Source organism: Chryseobacterium gotjawalense (genome assembly GCF_030012525.1).
GTDB classification, from domain to species: Bacteria; Bacteroidota; Bacteroidia; order Flavobacteriales; family Weeksellaceae; genus Kaistella; species Kaistella gotjawalense.
In genome coordinates this window covers 943,826-959,348 of record NZ_CP124855.1, presented here as the reverse complement: position 1 = coordinate 959,348, position 15,523 = coordinate 943,826, and the positions used below count along the sequence as shown (strand labels likewise).

Sequence of the window (15,523 nt, the reverse complement as noted above, 5' to 3'; positions counted from 1 at the left end):
ATGCAAAAAGATTTTCTACAAATTCCACTTGACACTTTAGAATCAGGATTAATTTTAACGATTTACCCTGAAGGAAACGCTGTGTTTAGAGAAATTGATATTTTAGAAGCCGAAGAATTTTCTGAAAGTCAATTCCAAATTTTAGAAGGAAATTGCTACGAATATCATTTCAATAGAGATAATTTTCAACTTTCGGCAAGTATTTCTGGAATCGTAATTCCTTCCAAACACCATTCTTCTTCTGGTCGAATTGTTCCTAATATTTATGTTGGAACTTTGACTTTAGATATTTTAAATACCGCTGAAAATATTGGGATTTCAAAACTTGATATTGAGGTTTTAGCGACAAAATTCAATCAGAAATTAGACAAAAGTTATCGGGAGAATTATCGATTTATGTTGGAAGACATTACGGATAAATGCACGGAATTATTGATGCAAATTAATTCTCCTGTTCATCAAACTTTTGAAATTGATTTTGATTCTAACCACAACACAGTTTACCAACGTTTCTGTTTTGTACAATCGATTTTAAATAATTCAGATTTCGGGGAATCAGTTCAGAAAGTAATCAGTAATCCTAAAACAAATTGGGATGAAGAAAATGAAATTTCTGATATTAGAAAAATAAGAAGAGTTACAAATTATGCACTTCGTCAAATAATTTCAGGAACAAACCGTGTTGATTTACCAGAAACTCATTCACTACGAAATTCAAACATAAATTCAGTTCCGCTCAAGATTAATGGTTATCGTAAAATTGAAAACTTAGATACTCCAGAAAATCGTTTTATAAAACACGTTTTGGAAGTTTTCAAAAAGTTTTGCGAAGAATGTTTAGCTGTATTTGCATTGAAACAACTTTCAAAACCAATTCAGGAAGCACAACATTTGATTCATAATTTAGAAAGTCAATTAAATCATGCGTTCTTTCAAAATATCAATCCGCCAACTTCTTTAAAACTAAATAGTCCTGTTTTGCAGAAAAGAGGTGGTTACAGAGAGATTCTCAGTCGCTGGTTGCAATTTGATTTAGCGTCAAAATTAATTTGGAAAGGAGGCGAAGATGTTTACAACGCTGGGAAAAAAGACATTGCCTCGTTGTATGAATATTGGCTTTTCTTCACTTTGTATGATTTGATAAAAGATAAATTTAATATTCAGTCCATAAATTTTGACGAGCAAGCTTACAAACATTTAATTGTTCCAACAAGTGACGGATTAAACGTAATGGTAAAATCTGGAAAACATACCGCGTTAGAAGGAATTTACACCAAACGAAATAGAGATTTAAAAATTAAGTTTTCTTACAACAGAACATTCAAAGGTGGCAATAATTACGGCGAAGCAAAAAGTGGAAGTTGGACTGCACCATTGCGACCTGATTACACTCTAAGCGTTTGGTCAAATGCATTTACCGAAGAGCAAGCCGAAGCGAATGAATCTATTGTTCACATTCATTTTGATGCGAAATATAAAATCACAAATTTCTATCAAACTGTACATCCAAATCTTGATGGTTTAGAATTGGAACAAACCTTAAATCAAGAAGAATTAGACGAACGAAAAGGAACTTACAAGAATGTAGATTTGCTGAAAATGCACGCTTACAAAGATGCAATCCGGCGTTCTGGTGGTGCGTATATTTTGTATCCGGGAGCAAAAGAAAAACCGTTTCGAGGTTTTCACGAAATCATTCCAGGTTTAGGAGCATTTTCTGTAAATCCATCAACCAATAAATCTGAAATTAATGAATTGTCAAGATTTATAGATTCGATTATTGACCATTTGTTGGACAGAACTTCGCAAAGAGAACAATTGTCTGATGAAACGTATAAGATTTTCAAAGAACCAAAATCGGACGATAATGTTTTACACGAATCTATTCCAGAATATATAAATTCAGACAAATTAAATCCAAATGAAACTTTCGTCATTGTTGGTTTTTACAAATCGAAAGACCAATTAGATTGGATTTTGAAAAACAATTTGTACAATTTCAGAACAGGAACAGACAAAGGTTCTTTACCATTATCGAACGAAAACGTTAGTGCTAAATACTTGATTTTGCACGGTTCTGACGAATTAATTACAAACAAAATTTTTCAACTAAAAACTTCTGGACCCAAAATTTTATCACAAAATAATTTGATTAAAAAAGGTTATCCAAATCCTTCTGGCGAATTATATTTGGTTTACGAAATTGAAAAAGAAGTTTCCGAGGATTTTCAAAACATTTCAATTGATATTAGAAATTTATCTAAATTTGAAAGTCATAGAAATTCAGCAAAACCAATTTCTGTAACATTAACTAAAATCCTGAAAGCTAAAATTATTGAACTATGACAAATTACTGGATAAAAAACGAAACTCGCCAAGAAATTATCACAAAAACCTTAATTCCAAACAAAGGAAATTTTGAATTATTTGCAAGCTATTTTAATTTGATGGATGCAAAAGGTTTGTCTTTTCAATTCAAAGAAAATACAGAATTACAGGCAGAAAAATTATTCATCAAAAACGGTTTTGAATATTTTGTTTTGCAACACGAAAATTTCAACGAATTGTTGATTTTGCCTAATAAAAATCTGGAAATTTTAACTGAAAAGATTGTTTCACAAATTAATTTCTGCAATCAAGAATCTGATGTTGTTCATTTAGTTTTAGACGAGATGAATTAAAGTGATGTAAAATAGAAAATATGCAATTAAGAAAAGGAAAGACAAAAACATTATTAGAAAGCTCAATAGATTGTGCATTATTATCCGTTGAAATTTACAACAAGCCAAGAGCACCTTTTCGAGTAGAAAGCTTTATTACTCATATGATAATGTCTTGGACAAGACTTTTACAAGCATATTTTAATCATACTATTGGAGAAACCTTTTTCTATAAAGAATCAAATGGAAGATTTAAATTAGTTGACGGAGAAAAAAAAGCTTGGGAATTAAAAACTTGTATTCAGAAATATGGAGAACTTTCTGAAGCTGTGAAATCTAACCTTGAATTTTTCATAAAACTTCGAAATAAAATTGAACACAGAACAATTGCAAAAGATGAAATTGGATTAATGATATTTGGAGAATGTCAATCTCTGCTTTACAATTATGAAAATGAATTAATCAAACTTTTCGGTTCAGAATACGCAATTAATGAAAGTTTAGCTTACTCTCTTCAATTTTCAAGATTAAGAACGGCAAAACAAGTAGAAGCTAATAAACAATTGCTTTCAACTGAGGTAAGGGAAATTAAAGATTTCATAGAAAAATATCGACTAAATATTAAAGAAAGTATTTTTAATACTCAAGAGTTCAGTGTTAAATTAATTCAAGTTCCAAAAATTACTAATACAAATAGAAATGATTTAGCCATTGAATTCGTTAATTGGAATTCAGTTTCGGAAGAAGATAAAAAAAACTATGAAAAAATAACAACTTTAATTAAAGATAAAGTTCAAAAAGCAGAAGTCATAAATCCAGCTAAACTAAAACCTGGTGCTGTAGTAAAAGCAGTAAATGAAAGTTATCAAAATAACTTCAATCACTATGACCACAAATGTCTACTCTACATATTTTCAATAAAGCCAACTAAAGAAGATGGCGAAAATATTGACCCTTTCGAAACTAATACAAAATATTGCCATTATGACGAAGCTCATAACGACTACTTATTTAAGGAGGAATGGAATGCTTTCATAATAAGCAACATAACGAGTGGAACATTGACTAGAGAAATTTGGAAAACAAACTTTGACAATAAACAAAAACTCGATGTGGGTGTTTTTGAGATAGAATAAAGCAAAATTTAGGAAGGAGCAAGAGTTCTGTCTTACATTCATCCAAATAGTCAAGGCGGAATCGATTGGAAAATCAACGGTTATTGTCTGAAAGACCAATATAAAGATGAAAATAATAAAACTTATTTTGAGACTTTAGACCTGTTTATTACGTGTTTTGGAAATGACAGTTACGAGTATAATATTCCAAAAGATGAATACACAAAGTCGCTGAACCAAATCAAAAGATTCATCAATTCGTCGCTCAAAAGACATATCAATTACATCGACCATTCGCATACAGAACTTAACGAACTGATAAAAATTATTGGAAAACAAGGCAAAGATTTCGATAGAATCAATGTTTATTTTTTGATTAATGGTTTTTCTAATCACGATAAAGAAAAACTGGAAATCAATGATGTTGATGTTTTTGTGCACACTTGGGACGTTGCAAGATTATTTAAAATCAATGAATCCAACAGCGTTCACGAGCCGATAGAAATTGAATTTGAGAAATTTACAGAGGAAGGAAAAGGGTTGCAATGTCTGCAGGTTCCAAGCATTGACGAAATGTACGACTGTTATCTGGCGATTGTTCCCGGTGAAGTTTTAGCCAATTTGTACAAAGAATTTTCAAATGAATTGCTGGAAAGTAATGTTCGTGCATTTTTAGGTCAAGCCGGAAAATTCAACAAAGGAATTCGGGATACCATTCGAAACAAACCACAAATGTTTCTGCCTTACAATAACGGAATCACGGCAACCGCCGAAAGCGTAGAAACAAAATTGGTTGACGGACAAACGGTTATTACAAGACTGAATGATTTTCAAATCGTTAATGGCGGGCAAACCACGGCTTCGCTTTATCACATTCAAAAGAAATACAAAGAAACAGATTTGAGCAAAATTTTTGTTCAGATGAAACTCACAGTGATCAAAGATAAAGAGCAGAAAAATATAGAAGTTCCCAATATTTCACGTTTTGCCAACAGCCAGAATAAAATTTCTGAACTGGATTTGTCTTCCAACAATCCGTATTTCGTTCAGATAGAAAACCTTTCGAGAAAGAAATACGTAGTTAATCCAGAAAATAAAAATCAATCACTTCTTTGGTTTTTTGAACGGGCGAACGGACAGTACCGTGAAACGTTGAACAAACAAACGCCAAGTCAGCAAAAGAAATTCAAGGAGCAAAATCCTTCTCAACTGAAATTTGTAAAGTCTGATGTTGCCAAATTTATCAATCTTTGGGAATTGGAACCGCATTTTGTGTCACAAGGTTCACAGAAAAATTTCATTCATTTCACGAAAAAAATAAATATTTTAGTCAGTAAAAATAAGTTACCAGGAGAAAATCTGTACAAAAAACTCATTGCAAACGCTATTTTATTTAAATCAATAGATAAATTATTTGGGCGAAAAAACGTAGATGCCATCGGCGACACCAACCTAAAATCTTTTAGCGTTGCTTACACCGTTTCGTATTTCCACTATCTGACAGATAACCGGTTGGATTTGTGGAAAGTCTATGAAGACCAAACTATAAATGATAATCTAACTCTTCATTTCAAAAAACTCATGGTTTTTGTGTACGAACATTTGGTAAAAGAAGCCAACAACAGTTTGATTTCTGAATACGCCAAAAGAGAATCGTCCTGGAATAAATTAAAAGAAACTACTTACAATGAGGATTTAAAAGAAATAGTTTCCGAATATTTAATTTCAATTGAAGATAAAGAAGAGCGGGAAAATGAAAAGGAAATAGATACCAATAATGAGGAAGACCGACTTTTCATTATAAGTGGAATTCATAAATTTGGCATGAAGTTTTGGGATGGATTTTATATTTATCTTGGCAGTAATTCTTTAGAAGGTTTTAATAGAAATTCGGTAGAAGAAGTTTTAAAAACAATTCAAAAAAGTAAAAATCTCCTTCCGCGAGATATTACAGTTGGTAGAAAAGTGATTCAATATTTATCAGAAAACCCCTCTTCTTTTGAAGAAATTAAGGCTTTATCTAAATTTGAGGAGAAAGAATCTGTAGAAATAAAATTTATGTTCGACCGATTAAAACTTCTCTCAAAAGATGATTGGAAAAAGATTATCGACTTGGCAAATCAAACAAAAATTTTCACTATTCCAGAATTAGGCAACGTGAAATCAATGCAGTCTGCAATTGCCAGAAATGAAAAGGTAAAGGAACAATCCCTGATCAAAACTTATGAATCACTTTTAAAATTGAAAAGGTTTGGAATTAAAATTTAATAATCATAGGTGAATGATAGTATAGAATGTCTCACAATTTAGCCAATCGTTTCTTTTATTCACACCTTTAACTTTTGAATATTCCACTGTAAACTACACCACCATTTCGAGGCAAAGTGCACCACTTAAATGCATTATTTAAGAAAAAATCGCGAATTATATTTTTTAATGACTCATTAAAAAATCGTGACATTCCGACGCCAAGTACACTACTGAGGTTCAAGTAAACAAATTAATTGCTAGTTTAAATTCCACAAGAATAAAAGCTAGCATTATGGCAAATAAATCTCTACGTTGCTGAAAAGTTAATTGATTGCAAAAATATTCGATGAAAATTTCATACTCGCTTATATAAGTATCGTGGCCATCGGACTGTTTAAGAAAGTGGATTCGGTGTACCGGCGGCAGCAATTTATATTTCCCGAACTCTGCGAAAATTACAGGATCCTCATGCATGATGCGCAGCACCGCAATCACATGAATGATGCCCTGTACTACTCTGATGTCCACCGCAAAATGGAGAACCAAATTTCGGCGGATGTGATATACCTTTCCTCGGTATTTCATGCAGAAGAGTTTAAATACGAAAAGAGGAGGCTAACCCAGAGCAAAAGAATGATGACCATTGGGTTCGTATTGAGCATGATATTGTTGGCAGTCTTCTTTTACCAGTATTATTTGGAAAAGGAAGCAGAAAAGAGATTTCGGGTGATGATTGCGCCCTCCGCATTTTCCGGTGAAACTTCGTCCGCAGGTACGAAACGGAGAAAGGGAAAATTTACGCTTCCACAGGAAATCTACGACAGGATGCAGGAAAAAATGCAGCATTTTGAAGACGGGGAACACTACCTTGATGCGGAACTGACCGAAAAAACACTGGCTGACCAGCTGCGGACCAACACGCAGTATCTCTCTGCCTTTATCAATATCAGCAAGGGTGTAAATTTCCGGACCTACCTCAATGAACTGCGCATCCGCTATATTGCAAAGCAGATTTCTGAAAACCCAGAATACCTGAAGTACGGCAATGATGGCTTGGCCAGTCAGTGCGGGATGGGTTCACGCTCTACCTTTTCGAGGCATTTTTTCAAGATCTATGGAATGAGCCCGCAGAAATACGTGAAAAAATGCCGCGAGGAAAGAGAGGCGCGGTGGCTTCGAGGGCCTCAGCCACCGCGCCCCTATATAAAAGATAGATCCTACTACCGATGCCTGGACTTCGAGAGCCTCAGCCACCGGACCTCGAAGGCAGAGGATCCGTGGCTTCGAGAGCCTCAGCCACCGCGTCTTTTATAGAAGATAGAGTCCTCACCCGATGCTTGAGGTACCCGAAGGCAGAGGAACTGAAATAAAAAAAAAGCGCTATGAAAGGTTCTACCGTACCGCCTGCAGAAAGTCCGGTAAACAGACGGTCTGCCTCATCCCGGCTTCAATAGATGATTTTTTGATTTTTCATGCGGAAACGATTTATTATTTAGGTATTTTGGTCATGTCCATATAAAAAAATTCCCACGTATGTCCGTCGAAATCTTCAATGGTGCGCTGCTACATAAAGCCATAGTCTCTCATTTCTGAAGGTTCAGTACCGCCGGCTGCTAAACCTGCGGTCATTACGGTATTCACCTCATCCACAGAATTCAGGGAAAGGGAGAAAAGTCCTGCCAGCGTAGATTTGGTGTCTGCAATAGGTTTGGTGGCAAACGAAGAAAATTTTTCATGCGTCAGAAGCATCACATAAATGCTGTCGCTCCAAACCATGCATTTTCCCGTCTCATCAGAGAACTGCGGATTGTTGGTAAATCCTAAAGCGGTGTAAAATTCCATGGACTTATCCGGGTCTTTAACTGCGAAATTGAGGAAGATCTGTTTATTCATTGTATGGGGTTTTTAATTTATAATATCGGGAAATGATAATTTCAGGCATCAGGAATATTTGGTTCCACTAATTTTTTAAGTTTCTCCAGTGATTCCTGCCATCCTAAATAACAGAATTCTACGGGAATCATTTCTGGAATACCTTCCTGAGTAATGGTGACGTCTGTTCCGCATACTACTTTTTTGAGCCAGACCGTGGTGAACATTTCTCCGGGCAGATTTTCGTTGTCAAAATGGTCGGTGTATTTTAAAAATTCATTGGGTCTGATTTCTAAATAATCACCGCCAAAAGACTGCGTAGTTCCGGTAGTAAAATTAGTAAAAGACATTTTAAATACCAAAAAATACCACGGTCGAATTCCTGAACTTATTTAAAACCGCCCTCTGCAACCAGACCTTTTAAGAGCCTGTTTAAATTTCATCAAAATTAATTTCCCCAACCCTAAGAATTTTTAATTAATGCATCAATGGGATAATGATTATGAATTTTAAACCTAAAAATTTAGGAAGCTTCCAACTTTGCCAAAGTTGATTAAATAAAAAAAATATTGATGAGTCACGCTATTATCAATACTTTTGCCCCAATACTTTTTTTATTTTTGAGATCTGTTAATGCGCGGTTCGCATCTTCTAACCGGTATTCTTCAATGACAGGTTTAATGGGAATTTCAGCGGCCAGCTGCAAAAACTCCCTTACGTCTTTCCGGGTCACATTGGCCACGCTTCTGATTTGTTTTTCCATCCACAGGTCTTCGTGATAATTCAGGTTAAGCAAATAAGGTCTGTCCCGGTCCTCTTTTCTGATCGCATTAATGATCAGGCGTCCGCCGGGAGTAAGATTTTTCATTGCTTCCACTACGGGAGTCCAGGCTGGGGTGGTGTCTATGATGGCGTGAAGTTTCTCAGGAGAATAGTCCTGCGTATTTCCTGCCCATGCCGCCCCCAGTTCAAGGGCAAACTTCTGTTCACCCGGGTTACGGGCAAAGACGAATACGCTGACCTCAGGATATTGATACTTTATCATTTTTAAGACCAGATGGGCAGAGGCTCCGAAGCCCGTAAGACCCAGACGCTGTCCGTTTCTGATGCCGGAAAGTACTACTGAGCGGTAACCTATCGCACCTGCGCACAAGAGGGGCGCCGCTTCGGAATCGGAAAATATTCCGGGAATGCGATAGGCGAATTTTTCAGAAACCGTCATGTACTCGGCGTAACCTCCGTTAGCATCTCTTCCGGTCGCTTTAAAATCAGCGCAAAGGTTTTCGTTCCCTGTTCTGCAGTATTCACAGACGCCACAGGCGGAAAATATCCAGGCGACACCCACCCTGTCGCCTTGATTAAAAAGCGTAACGGCGGTTCCTTTTTCGGCCACCCGGCCGACAATCTGGTGCCCGGGGATGACCGGAAATACTGTTGGGGAAGTACGGCCTTCAATTTCATCCAGTTCCGTATGGCACACCCCACACCTTGAAACCCTGATCAGTATTTCATCATCGCGGGGAATGGGTACCGGAACATTTTCAAGCACCAATGGCTGACGGTCCGTTGCCAAATTGACCGTTTTGTAAAGCAACATTGCTTTCATGGCTCTTTTTTATGAAAATGGGATGGTAACCAGGCTGAGGCCGGTATCTGTTCACGGTATTTAGACGCCAAAAGGATAGGTCTCTGGGATCTGATGCACATCTTTTGCAACATGCAGCGGATGCAGCGCTTTTGTTTCATCCAGATAAACAAATGCATCGTAGCGGAGCGGCATCAGGCTTGGCACATAGTTTCGGTGCTCATATTCCGGGTGGTAAACCACCCCGACTGCGCGGTGCTTAATCATTTTACTGCCAAAGCGTTTTTTCATGCTGTCATTCATGAATACGATTCTGTCTTTTGCGCCGCAAAGATGAAGGAGGTATTCCCAGCTTCCCTGAGCAGCCTCGGGCAAAGGGAGGATGCGCATGTCGGCTCCCCAGTTATTTCCTGCAATCACGGTTCCTTTATAAGAGCCAAAGCCAACGGCAAATGCGTTGTTATCCCCATGCTGCTCCCGCACCAGCTGGCCTACATTCACCATTCCATCAGCAGTCATATCTGTTGCGCGTGCATCACCGATATGGGTATTGTGTTCCCAGATGATTCCTTTGGCATGGCTTCCGTGAAACTTCATCAGGCGGTTCAGGGTATCCATCATGTGGCGGTCGCGGATATTCCACGACTCAGGTCCGCCTTTTACCATCGTGCGGTAATATTTTTCTGCGTTCACAGCGATGACCGCATTTTGCTCGGCGCTGAAAACCGCTTCGTGATCGGTATTATAGTGGGAGATTCTGGTTCTTATTTCTTTCAGCAGATCAATCACTTCCCGCTCACAGGAAAAAGGCACCATCATGGTTGCCCGGGCATAGGCCTGGCCTTCTTCGGCACTGTAGGGCTCAAAGCACTGAAATGCTTTTTTGGCAATTTCAAGTGCCTGAGGATCTACTTTGCCGAGGTATTTCAATATGGCTTCCATGGATTCCCAAAGACTGTACACATCTAATCCGTAAAATCCTGCTTTTTGACCGCGTGGGAGATTTTCATTGTGCTTCTTCATCCATTCCGCTAACGCTACCACTTCCCAGTTGGCCCACATCCAGGTAGGCCAGCGGTTGAACGCGTGCATCACTTCGAAAGCGCTTTTGCCCGAATCCGGATAATTCTTTACATACCGGTTGACCCGGTAGCAGTCTGGCCAGTCTCCTTCGACGGCGATGAAAGAAAATCCTTTTTCCGCAATCAGTTTTTTGCTGATTTTGCTCCGCCAGGTGTAGTATTCATGGGTGCCGTGTGAAGCTTCACCCAACAGAACATACTGGGCGTCACCGATTTGATCAATCAGTTGATCCAGGTTTTCGGCAGACTGTAATTCCACCGAATTACCGGTAATGGTATGGATAAGTTCTCTGCTGATGAGATGACGGTCTTCTGATAATGAAATTTTCATGGCAGCTGTTTTTGGTCCTGCAAACGAACCGATATTTTGCGTTAAAAACAATGACCAATTTCATTTTTTTTACTGATTGAAATCATTACATGCACGCATTCAGCAGATTATCTTTGACTCATTAAATGCAAAGCGATGAATACTTCAAATCACGAAATGATCATCCCATTCGGGAACATTTCACTGAAAGGAATTTTAACGGCTCCTCCGGGAGCGGCCGCGATCGTTATTTTCAGCCACGGGAGTGGAAGCAGCCGTTTCAGTTCGCGGAATGCTTTTGTAGCGAGGGTACTGAATAAAAGTGGAATGGCAACCCTTCTTATCGATCTGCTTACCCCCGATGAGGATCTCGTGTATGAAAACCGTTTTGACATTGATCTGCTTACCGCGCGGCTGGTAGAAGTAACGAATTTTATTCACCAACAGGAAGCCTATAAAAACTTTAAGATTGGATATTTCGGGGCAAGCACCGGTGCGGCATCTGCAATCAATGCGGCAGAAAGACTGGGAACGCTGATCAGCGCAATCGTTTCTCGCGGTGGCCGTCCTGATCTTGCTGATGCTGATTATCCGCTGGTAAAAGCGCCCACCCTGCTGATTGTAGGCAGTCTGGATGTTCCGGTCATCGAACTGAATGAAGAAGTGTACAACGATTTACGGTGCGAAAAGAAATTGGTTATTGTGGAAGGCGCGACGCATCTATTTGAAGAAGAAGGAAAACTTGAAGAAGTCGCCGAACTGGCTTCCGAATGGTTTCAAAAATGTATTCAGGAACATCATTCTTTACCCAAAAACAGTCACCATGATCTTTAATAACCGATATGACGCTGCAATGCGTCTTGTTCCCCTTTTGAAAAAATATGCGGACACCAAAGGAGTGGTCCTTGCCATTCCGCGGGGTGCGGTCCCTATGGGGTTCTACATCGCCAAAGAACTGCATCTTCCTCTGGACCTTCTGCTTACCAAAAAAATCGGGCATCCCCAAAACCCTGAACTGGCAGTGGGCTCCGTGAGTATGGAAGGACGGGTGGTGGATCCGAGGTTTAATATGGATGAAGACTTTATAGAACGGGAAACGGTGAGAATCCGGGCGACACTGAAGGACCGCTATAAAAAGTTTATGGGCAACCGCTCTTCCATTGATCTGAAAGACAAAACGGTCATTATTGTTGACGACGGGATTGCTACCGGAAACACCATGCTCTTATCGGTTGATTTGGTGAAACATCATGCCCCGGAAAAGGTGGTGGTGGCGACGCCGGTGGCTGCTCCCGAAGCGCTGAGAAAGCTCCGGATGAAAGCAGATGAGGTGATCTGTCTCTATGCGCCGGAAGATTTCAGAGCCGTAGGGGAGTTCTACGATGATTTCTCTCAGGTAACCGATGACGAAGTTATTGATTTTCTGAACAGATTAAGCACCGAACACAAGACGGTGTAACTTTAAATTCCCGGCTCGGGGGTAATATAACATATTCATGACCTGCGGAACTCCCTGTTGAAAAAGGTGACCAACCGGCGGGCGCGGTTTTCCGTTGGTTAAAAGTTCCAGGTTGCCTTTATGTACAGGTTGTTATTCAGGTTTTCCAAAGCCGAGTTCCCGCGGGCAAAGAAGGACTGCAGTATAAAATCAAGATCGAAATCCGGCATTATATTATATTTCAGCGAAGGATAGAGGATGAGCAGGTTGGTGCCCGGACTGAATACGATGCTTGAACGTACAGACAGGAGCGGATTAAGCTCTTTCGCAACCGTACCGATGACGGTCCATTTGGTTGGCATTAACCTTTCTGGAGACGGTATGAATTCGAAGGCCTGCACAATGGGTATCTGGTCTGTAATGCCGTGATCAGTGAAGAGCACACCGGTATTTACATACCAGCCGGTTTTAAACATATAATCCGCTTCTACTGCCAGATTGAAGAGCCCTCCGTTGAGATTGAAATATTGCGCTTCGCCTTTAAACCCAACGGATTTCACCGCGCCGGCCCAGCCGAGACCAACCGTGAGATTTCTTTGGTAAAGCCCTGTAATCACCTGCCAATCGTAATTCCATCTGTTATATGAAAGTTTTGCCGCTGCGATATCACCGCCGGGGGTACCGGAATTGGTGTAAGCAATTTCTGTGTTGACTTCAGGACTGATTTTATAGCTGACCTTCACGCCATCGGCTCCCGGCCGTTCGGCATAATCAAAATCAAGAAAATTGTAGGTATTGAAAATGTCATTGGGGTTCCAGGTGGTCGTCATTCCCCAGTTAATGCGCTGGCGTCCTGCCCGGAAGGCTATTTTGTCGCTGTGATAATCAAAATACAACCGCTCAATATTAGAATGAAAGACCATCGAGCGGTTCTCTATCCAGACTTTCTGAAGGTTGAAATATTCATTGGGATTTCTTAACCGGTTTGTAAAACCGCCGGTCTGTCTGATATCTTCACCCAAAAAAATACGGTTCCTGACCTCAGCGGTCAGTGAGGCGTGCCCGTTTATGCGCCACTTCGCATTGATGCGGTTATGAATAATACTGTTCCAGCTCGGTTTCTCATTTTTGACGAGCCCGATGATCTGAAGGTTTTTCAGATAGCCCTGAACTTCGAACTTTTTTGGCACTGCAGGACTGTCCTGCGCCTGGCCTGAGGGCACTGCGGTCACCATTATGAGGAACAGGAGCAGGGATTTCATTGGGATTGAAGTTCATGTTTATGGGACACCGGCGCAGTGTCGCCGGCAATCCGTCCGTCCACCAAGGTGATCACCCGTCTGGCCCGGACAATGACGCGTTGGTCATGGGTGGAAAAAAGGAAGGTCATATTTTCCTCTTTATTCAGTAATTCCATAACATCGAGCAGATTAGCGGCAGATTTAGAATCGAGATTGGCGGTGGGTTCATCGGCCAGGATAAACTGGGGCTTACTGGCCAGCGCTCTTGCCACGGCAATCCTTTGCTGCTGGCCTCCGGAGAGTTGCGAGGGCAGGCTGTTTTGTTTACCGTCGAGACCAATCTGTTTAAATAACTGATCCACTCTTCTCAAACGTTCTGCTTTGGGAATGTTTTGTAAAAGCATTACAAATTCAACATTTTCTTTTGCGGTCAGTACCGGAATGAGATTAAAGGACTGAAAAACGAAACCGATGTTGTGGAGTCTGAAATCGATTAATGCTCCAGCGGATAACCGGGTAATATCCTGCCCTGCAATCCATGTACTTCCCGCGTCCGGCCTGTCTAAGCCGCCGATGATATTGAGCATGGTGGTCTTACCCGAGCCCGAGGGCCCTACCAGCGCCGTAAATTCGCCCTGGTTAAGATGCAGATGCACATTGTTTATGGCATATACGGGAATGGTGTCCGGATTATAAATTCTGCTCACGTTATGAACATCGATAACGGTTTTCGGATTTTCCATAATTTATCTTTTTAATGCATCAACGGGTTTCAGCATCACTGCTTTTACTGAAGGAAACAGGCAGGCAATAATGGCCGTTACAAAGATGATGATGATAATCCCGGCCAGTTTCTCCGTGGGAAATTCAGGGTAGACCATGGTGCTGAAACCAAAACTGCGCATCATCTCAGTACCCATCGTGGAAAGATCGAGTCCGTGCCGGTTAAAATACTGTATGATCACCCATCCGGCCAGCAGGCCAACAGGTGCTCCGATGGCCGTTAAAATAAAAGTTTCCAACACCACTAAGGTGAAAATTCTGACACGCTGCATTCCCAGGGCCATCATCATCCCGATCTCGCGGGTGCGTTCCAGAACCGCCATCAGCATGGTATTGATGATCCCAAATGCCAATGCAAGCATAATGACGGCCATGATGATATAGGAATACTGATGGGTTGTTTTCACCAGCAGATTGAGCTCAGGGGCAAGGTCTATCCATGATTCCACTTCGGCATCCGGATAGGTCTGCCGGAGTTGCTTCTGGATTTGGGTTACAGCATCATCGTCTTTCAACAGCACTGCGATCTCGTGAAACTTATTATTTAAACCCAACATTGCGTTCAGATCCTTCATCTCTACATATACATTTTTCTCATCTCTCGGGGCATTGTCGGTTTGATAAACAGCAGCCACCCTGAATGCCCCTGAAACTATTTCACCCGACGTATCGGTAAAAGTGAGCACCAGTTTTGCACCGGCCTTCAGTTTCATTTTATCCGCCAGTTTTTTACCGATCCATATTTGGTTTTTCCTGCCGGTTCTGAATAGATTTCCCGCGACAACCTTTTCGTTGAGTTTCGAAATTTTATATTCCAGTGCAGGAATTACTCCGTATATTTTAACGCCGGCACTGCCGCCGGGTGTGGTGAGCATTCCGTTGGTCACGCTTCTTGGTGCAGCGTATTTAACTTCGGGCAGACCGGTTATTTCCTTTAATTTTGCCGGTCCGTTGGCCAGAAAAAATTGCGGTTCCTCCTCTTTTTTGAAAGCGGGCGCATGCAGCTGCAGATGACCCACTTCTGAATAGACTACCGTACGGATGCGGCTTTTAGTCATCCCTTTGTATAAGGCCATAGCAGAAATACCGGCCAGAAGACCCAGCGCAATTGAGATGATGATAATGACGCTTCTGGATCTGTTGCGCCATAAATTCCGCCAAGCCATGGTGAGAATCATCGGTTTATT

Annotated in this window: 14 protein-coding genes; 7 read left to right on the top strand and 7 right to left on the bottom strand. The window is 40.4% G+C overall.

Annotated features, from left to right (window positions below; translation table 11 throughout):
* The 5 genes from QGN23_RS04315 (at position 1) to QGN23_RS04295 (ending at position 7,339) form a co-directional block, all read left to right on the top strand.
* Positions 1–2,346, top strand: coding sequence for a DUF2357 domain-containing protein (locus tag QGN23_RS04315; protein ID WP_282905793.1), 2,346 nt, complete (start codon positions 1–3; stop codon positions 2,344–2,346).
* Positions 2,343–2,681: a hypothetical protein gene (locus QGN23_RS04310; RefSeq protein WP_282905792.1), complete on the top strand. Its 339-nt coding sequence runs from the start codon at positions 2,343–2,345 to the stop codon at positions 2,679–2,681. Before QGN23_RS04315 ends, QGN23_RS04310 begins: the two co-directional genes overlap by 4 nt.
* 20 nt (positions 2,682–2,701) lie before the next feature.
* Positions 2,702–3,796, top strand: coding sequence for a DUF3644 domain-containing protein (locus QGN23_RS04305; protein WP_282905791.1), 1,095 nt, complete (start codon positions 2,702–2,704; stop codon positions 3,794–3,796).
* A 27-nt stretch (positions 3,797–3,823) separates the two neighbouring features.
* Complete coding sequence (locus QGN23_RS04300) at positions 3,824–6,043, top strand: AIPR family protein (RefSeq protein WP_396127350.1); 2,220 nt, start codon at positions 3,824–3,826, stop codon at positions 6,041–6,043.
* 309 nt (positions 6,044–6,352) lie between these two features.
* The gene (locus QGN23_RS04295) at positions 6,353–7,339 is read left to right on the top strand and encodes a helix-turn-helix domain-containing protein (protein ID WP_282905789.1); all 987 of its coding nucleotides are present in this window, start codon (positions 6,353–6,355) and stop codon (positions 7,337–7,339) included.
* A 249-nt stretch (positions 7,340–7,588) separates the two neighbouring features.
* On the opposite strand, the gene QGN23_RS04290 is transcribed toward QGN23_RS04295, so the two are convergent.
* From QGN23_RS04290 to QGN23_RS04275, 4 genes are all read right to left on the bottom strand, one after another.
* A complete protein-coding gene (locus QGN23_RS04290) occupies positions 7,589–7,918 on the bottom strand; it encodes a VOC family protein (protein ID WP_282905788.1) in 330 nt (109 codons plus the stop codon).
* 41 nt (positions 7,919–7,959) lie between these two features.
* Positions 7,960–8,247 carry an SRPBCC domain-containing protein gene (locus QGN23_RS04285; protein WP_282905787.1) on the bottom strand — a complete coding sequence of 96 codons (288 nt, stop codon included), beginning with the start codon at positions 8,245–8,247 and terminating at the stop codon, positions 7,960–7,962.
* A gap of 227 nt (positions 8,248–8,474) precedes the next feature.
* Positions 8,475–9,494 (bottom strand): zinc-dependent alcohol dehydrogenase family protein, encoded by a 1,020-nt coding sequence (locus QGN23_RS04280; protein WP_282906361.1) that lies wholly within the window; start codon positions 9,492–9,494, stop codon positions 8,475–8,477.
* A gap of 69 nt (positions 9,495–9,563) precedes the next feature.
* Positions 9,564–10,895: an erythromycin esterase family protein gene (locus tag QGN23_RS04275; RefSeq protein ID WP_282905786.1), complete on the bottom strand. Its 1,332-nt coding sequence runs from the start codon at positions 10,893–10,895 to the stop codon at positions 9,564–9,566.
* Between the two features lie 135 nt (positions 10,896–11,030).
* On the opposite strand from QGN23_RS04275, the gene QGN23_RS04270 reads away from it, so the two are divergent.
* Positions 11,031–11,708 (top strand): dienelactone hydrolase family protein, encoded by a 678-nt coding sequence (locus QGN23_RS04270; protein ID WP_282905785.1) that lies wholly within the window; start codon positions 11,031–11,033, stop codon positions 11,706–11,708.
* Entirely contained in the window at positions 11,698–12,333 is a 636-nt protein-coding gene (locus tag QGN23_RS04265) for a phosphoribosyltransferase (RefSeq protein ID WP_282905784.1), read from the top strand. The genes QGN23_RS04270 and QGN23_RS04265 overlap by 11 nt, the downstream gene beginning before the upstream one ends.
* A gap of 98 nt (positions 12,334–12,431) precedes the next feature.
* On the opposite strand, the gene QGN23_RS04260 is transcribed toward QGN23_RS04265, so the two are convergent.
* The 3 genes from QGN23_RS04260 to QGN23_RS04250 are packed head-to-tail and all read right to left on the bottom strand — an operon-like array spanning position 12,432 to position 15,514.
* Complete coding sequence (locus QGN23_RS04260; protein ID WP_282905783.1) at positions 12,432–13,574, bottom strand: hypothetical protein; 1,143 nt, start codon at positions 13,572–13,574, stop codon at positions 12,432–12,434.
* Entirely contained in the window at positions 13,571–14,296 is a 726-nt protein-coding gene (locus QGN23_RS04255) for an ABC transporter ATP-binding protein (RefSeq protein ID WP_282905782.1), read from the bottom strand. Before QGN23_RS04255 ends, QGN23_RS04260 begins: the two co-directional genes overlap by 4 nt.
* Before the next feature lie 3 nt (positions 14,297–14,299).
* Positions 14,300–15,514, bottom strand: coding sequence for an ABC transporter permease (locus QGN23_RS04250; protein WP_282905781.1), 1,215 nt, complete (start codon positions 15,512–15,514; stop codon positions 14,300–14,302).
* Between the last annotated feature and the right edge of the window lie 9 nt (positions 15,515–15,523).

Bases quoted from the DNA above. Each gene is read 5' to 3' on its own strand.
- QGN23_RS04315 (WP_282905793.1), top strand. From the start codon at position 1: ATGCAAAAAGATTTTCTACAAATTCCACTTGACACTTTAGAATCAGGA.
- QGN23_RS04310 (WP_282905792.1), top strand. From the start codon at position 2,343: ATGACAAATTACTGGATAAAAAACGAAACTCGCCAAGAAATTATCACA.
- QGN23_RS04305 (WP_282905791.1), top strand. From the start codon at position 2,702: ATGCAATTAAGAAAAGGAAAGACAAAAACATTATTAGAAAGCTCAATA.
- QGN23_RS04290 (WP_282905788.1), bottom strand. From the start codon at position 7,918: ATGAATAAACAGATCTTCCTCAATTTCGCAGTTAAAGACCCGGATAAG.
- QGN23_RS04285 (WP_282905787.1), bottom strand. From the start codon at position 8,247: ATGTCTTTTACTAATTTTACTACCGGAACTACGCAGTCTTTTGGCGGT.
- QGN23_RS04280 (WP_282906361.1), bottom strand. From the start codon at position 9,494: ATGTTGCTTTACAAAACGGTCAATTTGGCAACGGACCGTCAGCCATTG.
- QGN23_RS04275 (WP_282905786.1), bottom strand. From the start codon at position 10,895: ATGAAAATTTCATTATCAGAAGACCGTCATCTCATCAGCAGAGAACTT.
- QGN23_RS04270 (WP_282905785.1), top strand. From the start codon at position 11,031: ATGAATACTTCAAATCACGAAATGATCATCCCATTCGGGAACATTTCA.
- QGN23_RS04265 (WP_282905784.1), top strand. From the start codon at position 11,698: ATGATCTTTAATAACCGATATGACGCTGCAATGCGTCTTGTTCCCCTT.
- QGN23_RS04260 (WP_282905783.1), bottom strand. From the start codon at position 13,574: ATGAAATCCCTGCTCCTGTTCCTCATAATGGTGACCGCAGTGCCCTCA.
- QGN23_RS04255 (WP_282905782.1), bottom strand. From the start codon at position 14,296: ATGGAAAATCCGAAAACCGTTATCGATGTTCATAACGTGAGCAGAATT.
- QGN23_RS04250 (WP_282905781.1), bottom strand. From the start codon at position 15,514: ATGATTCTCACCATGGCTTGGCGGAATTTATGGCGCAACAGATCCAGA.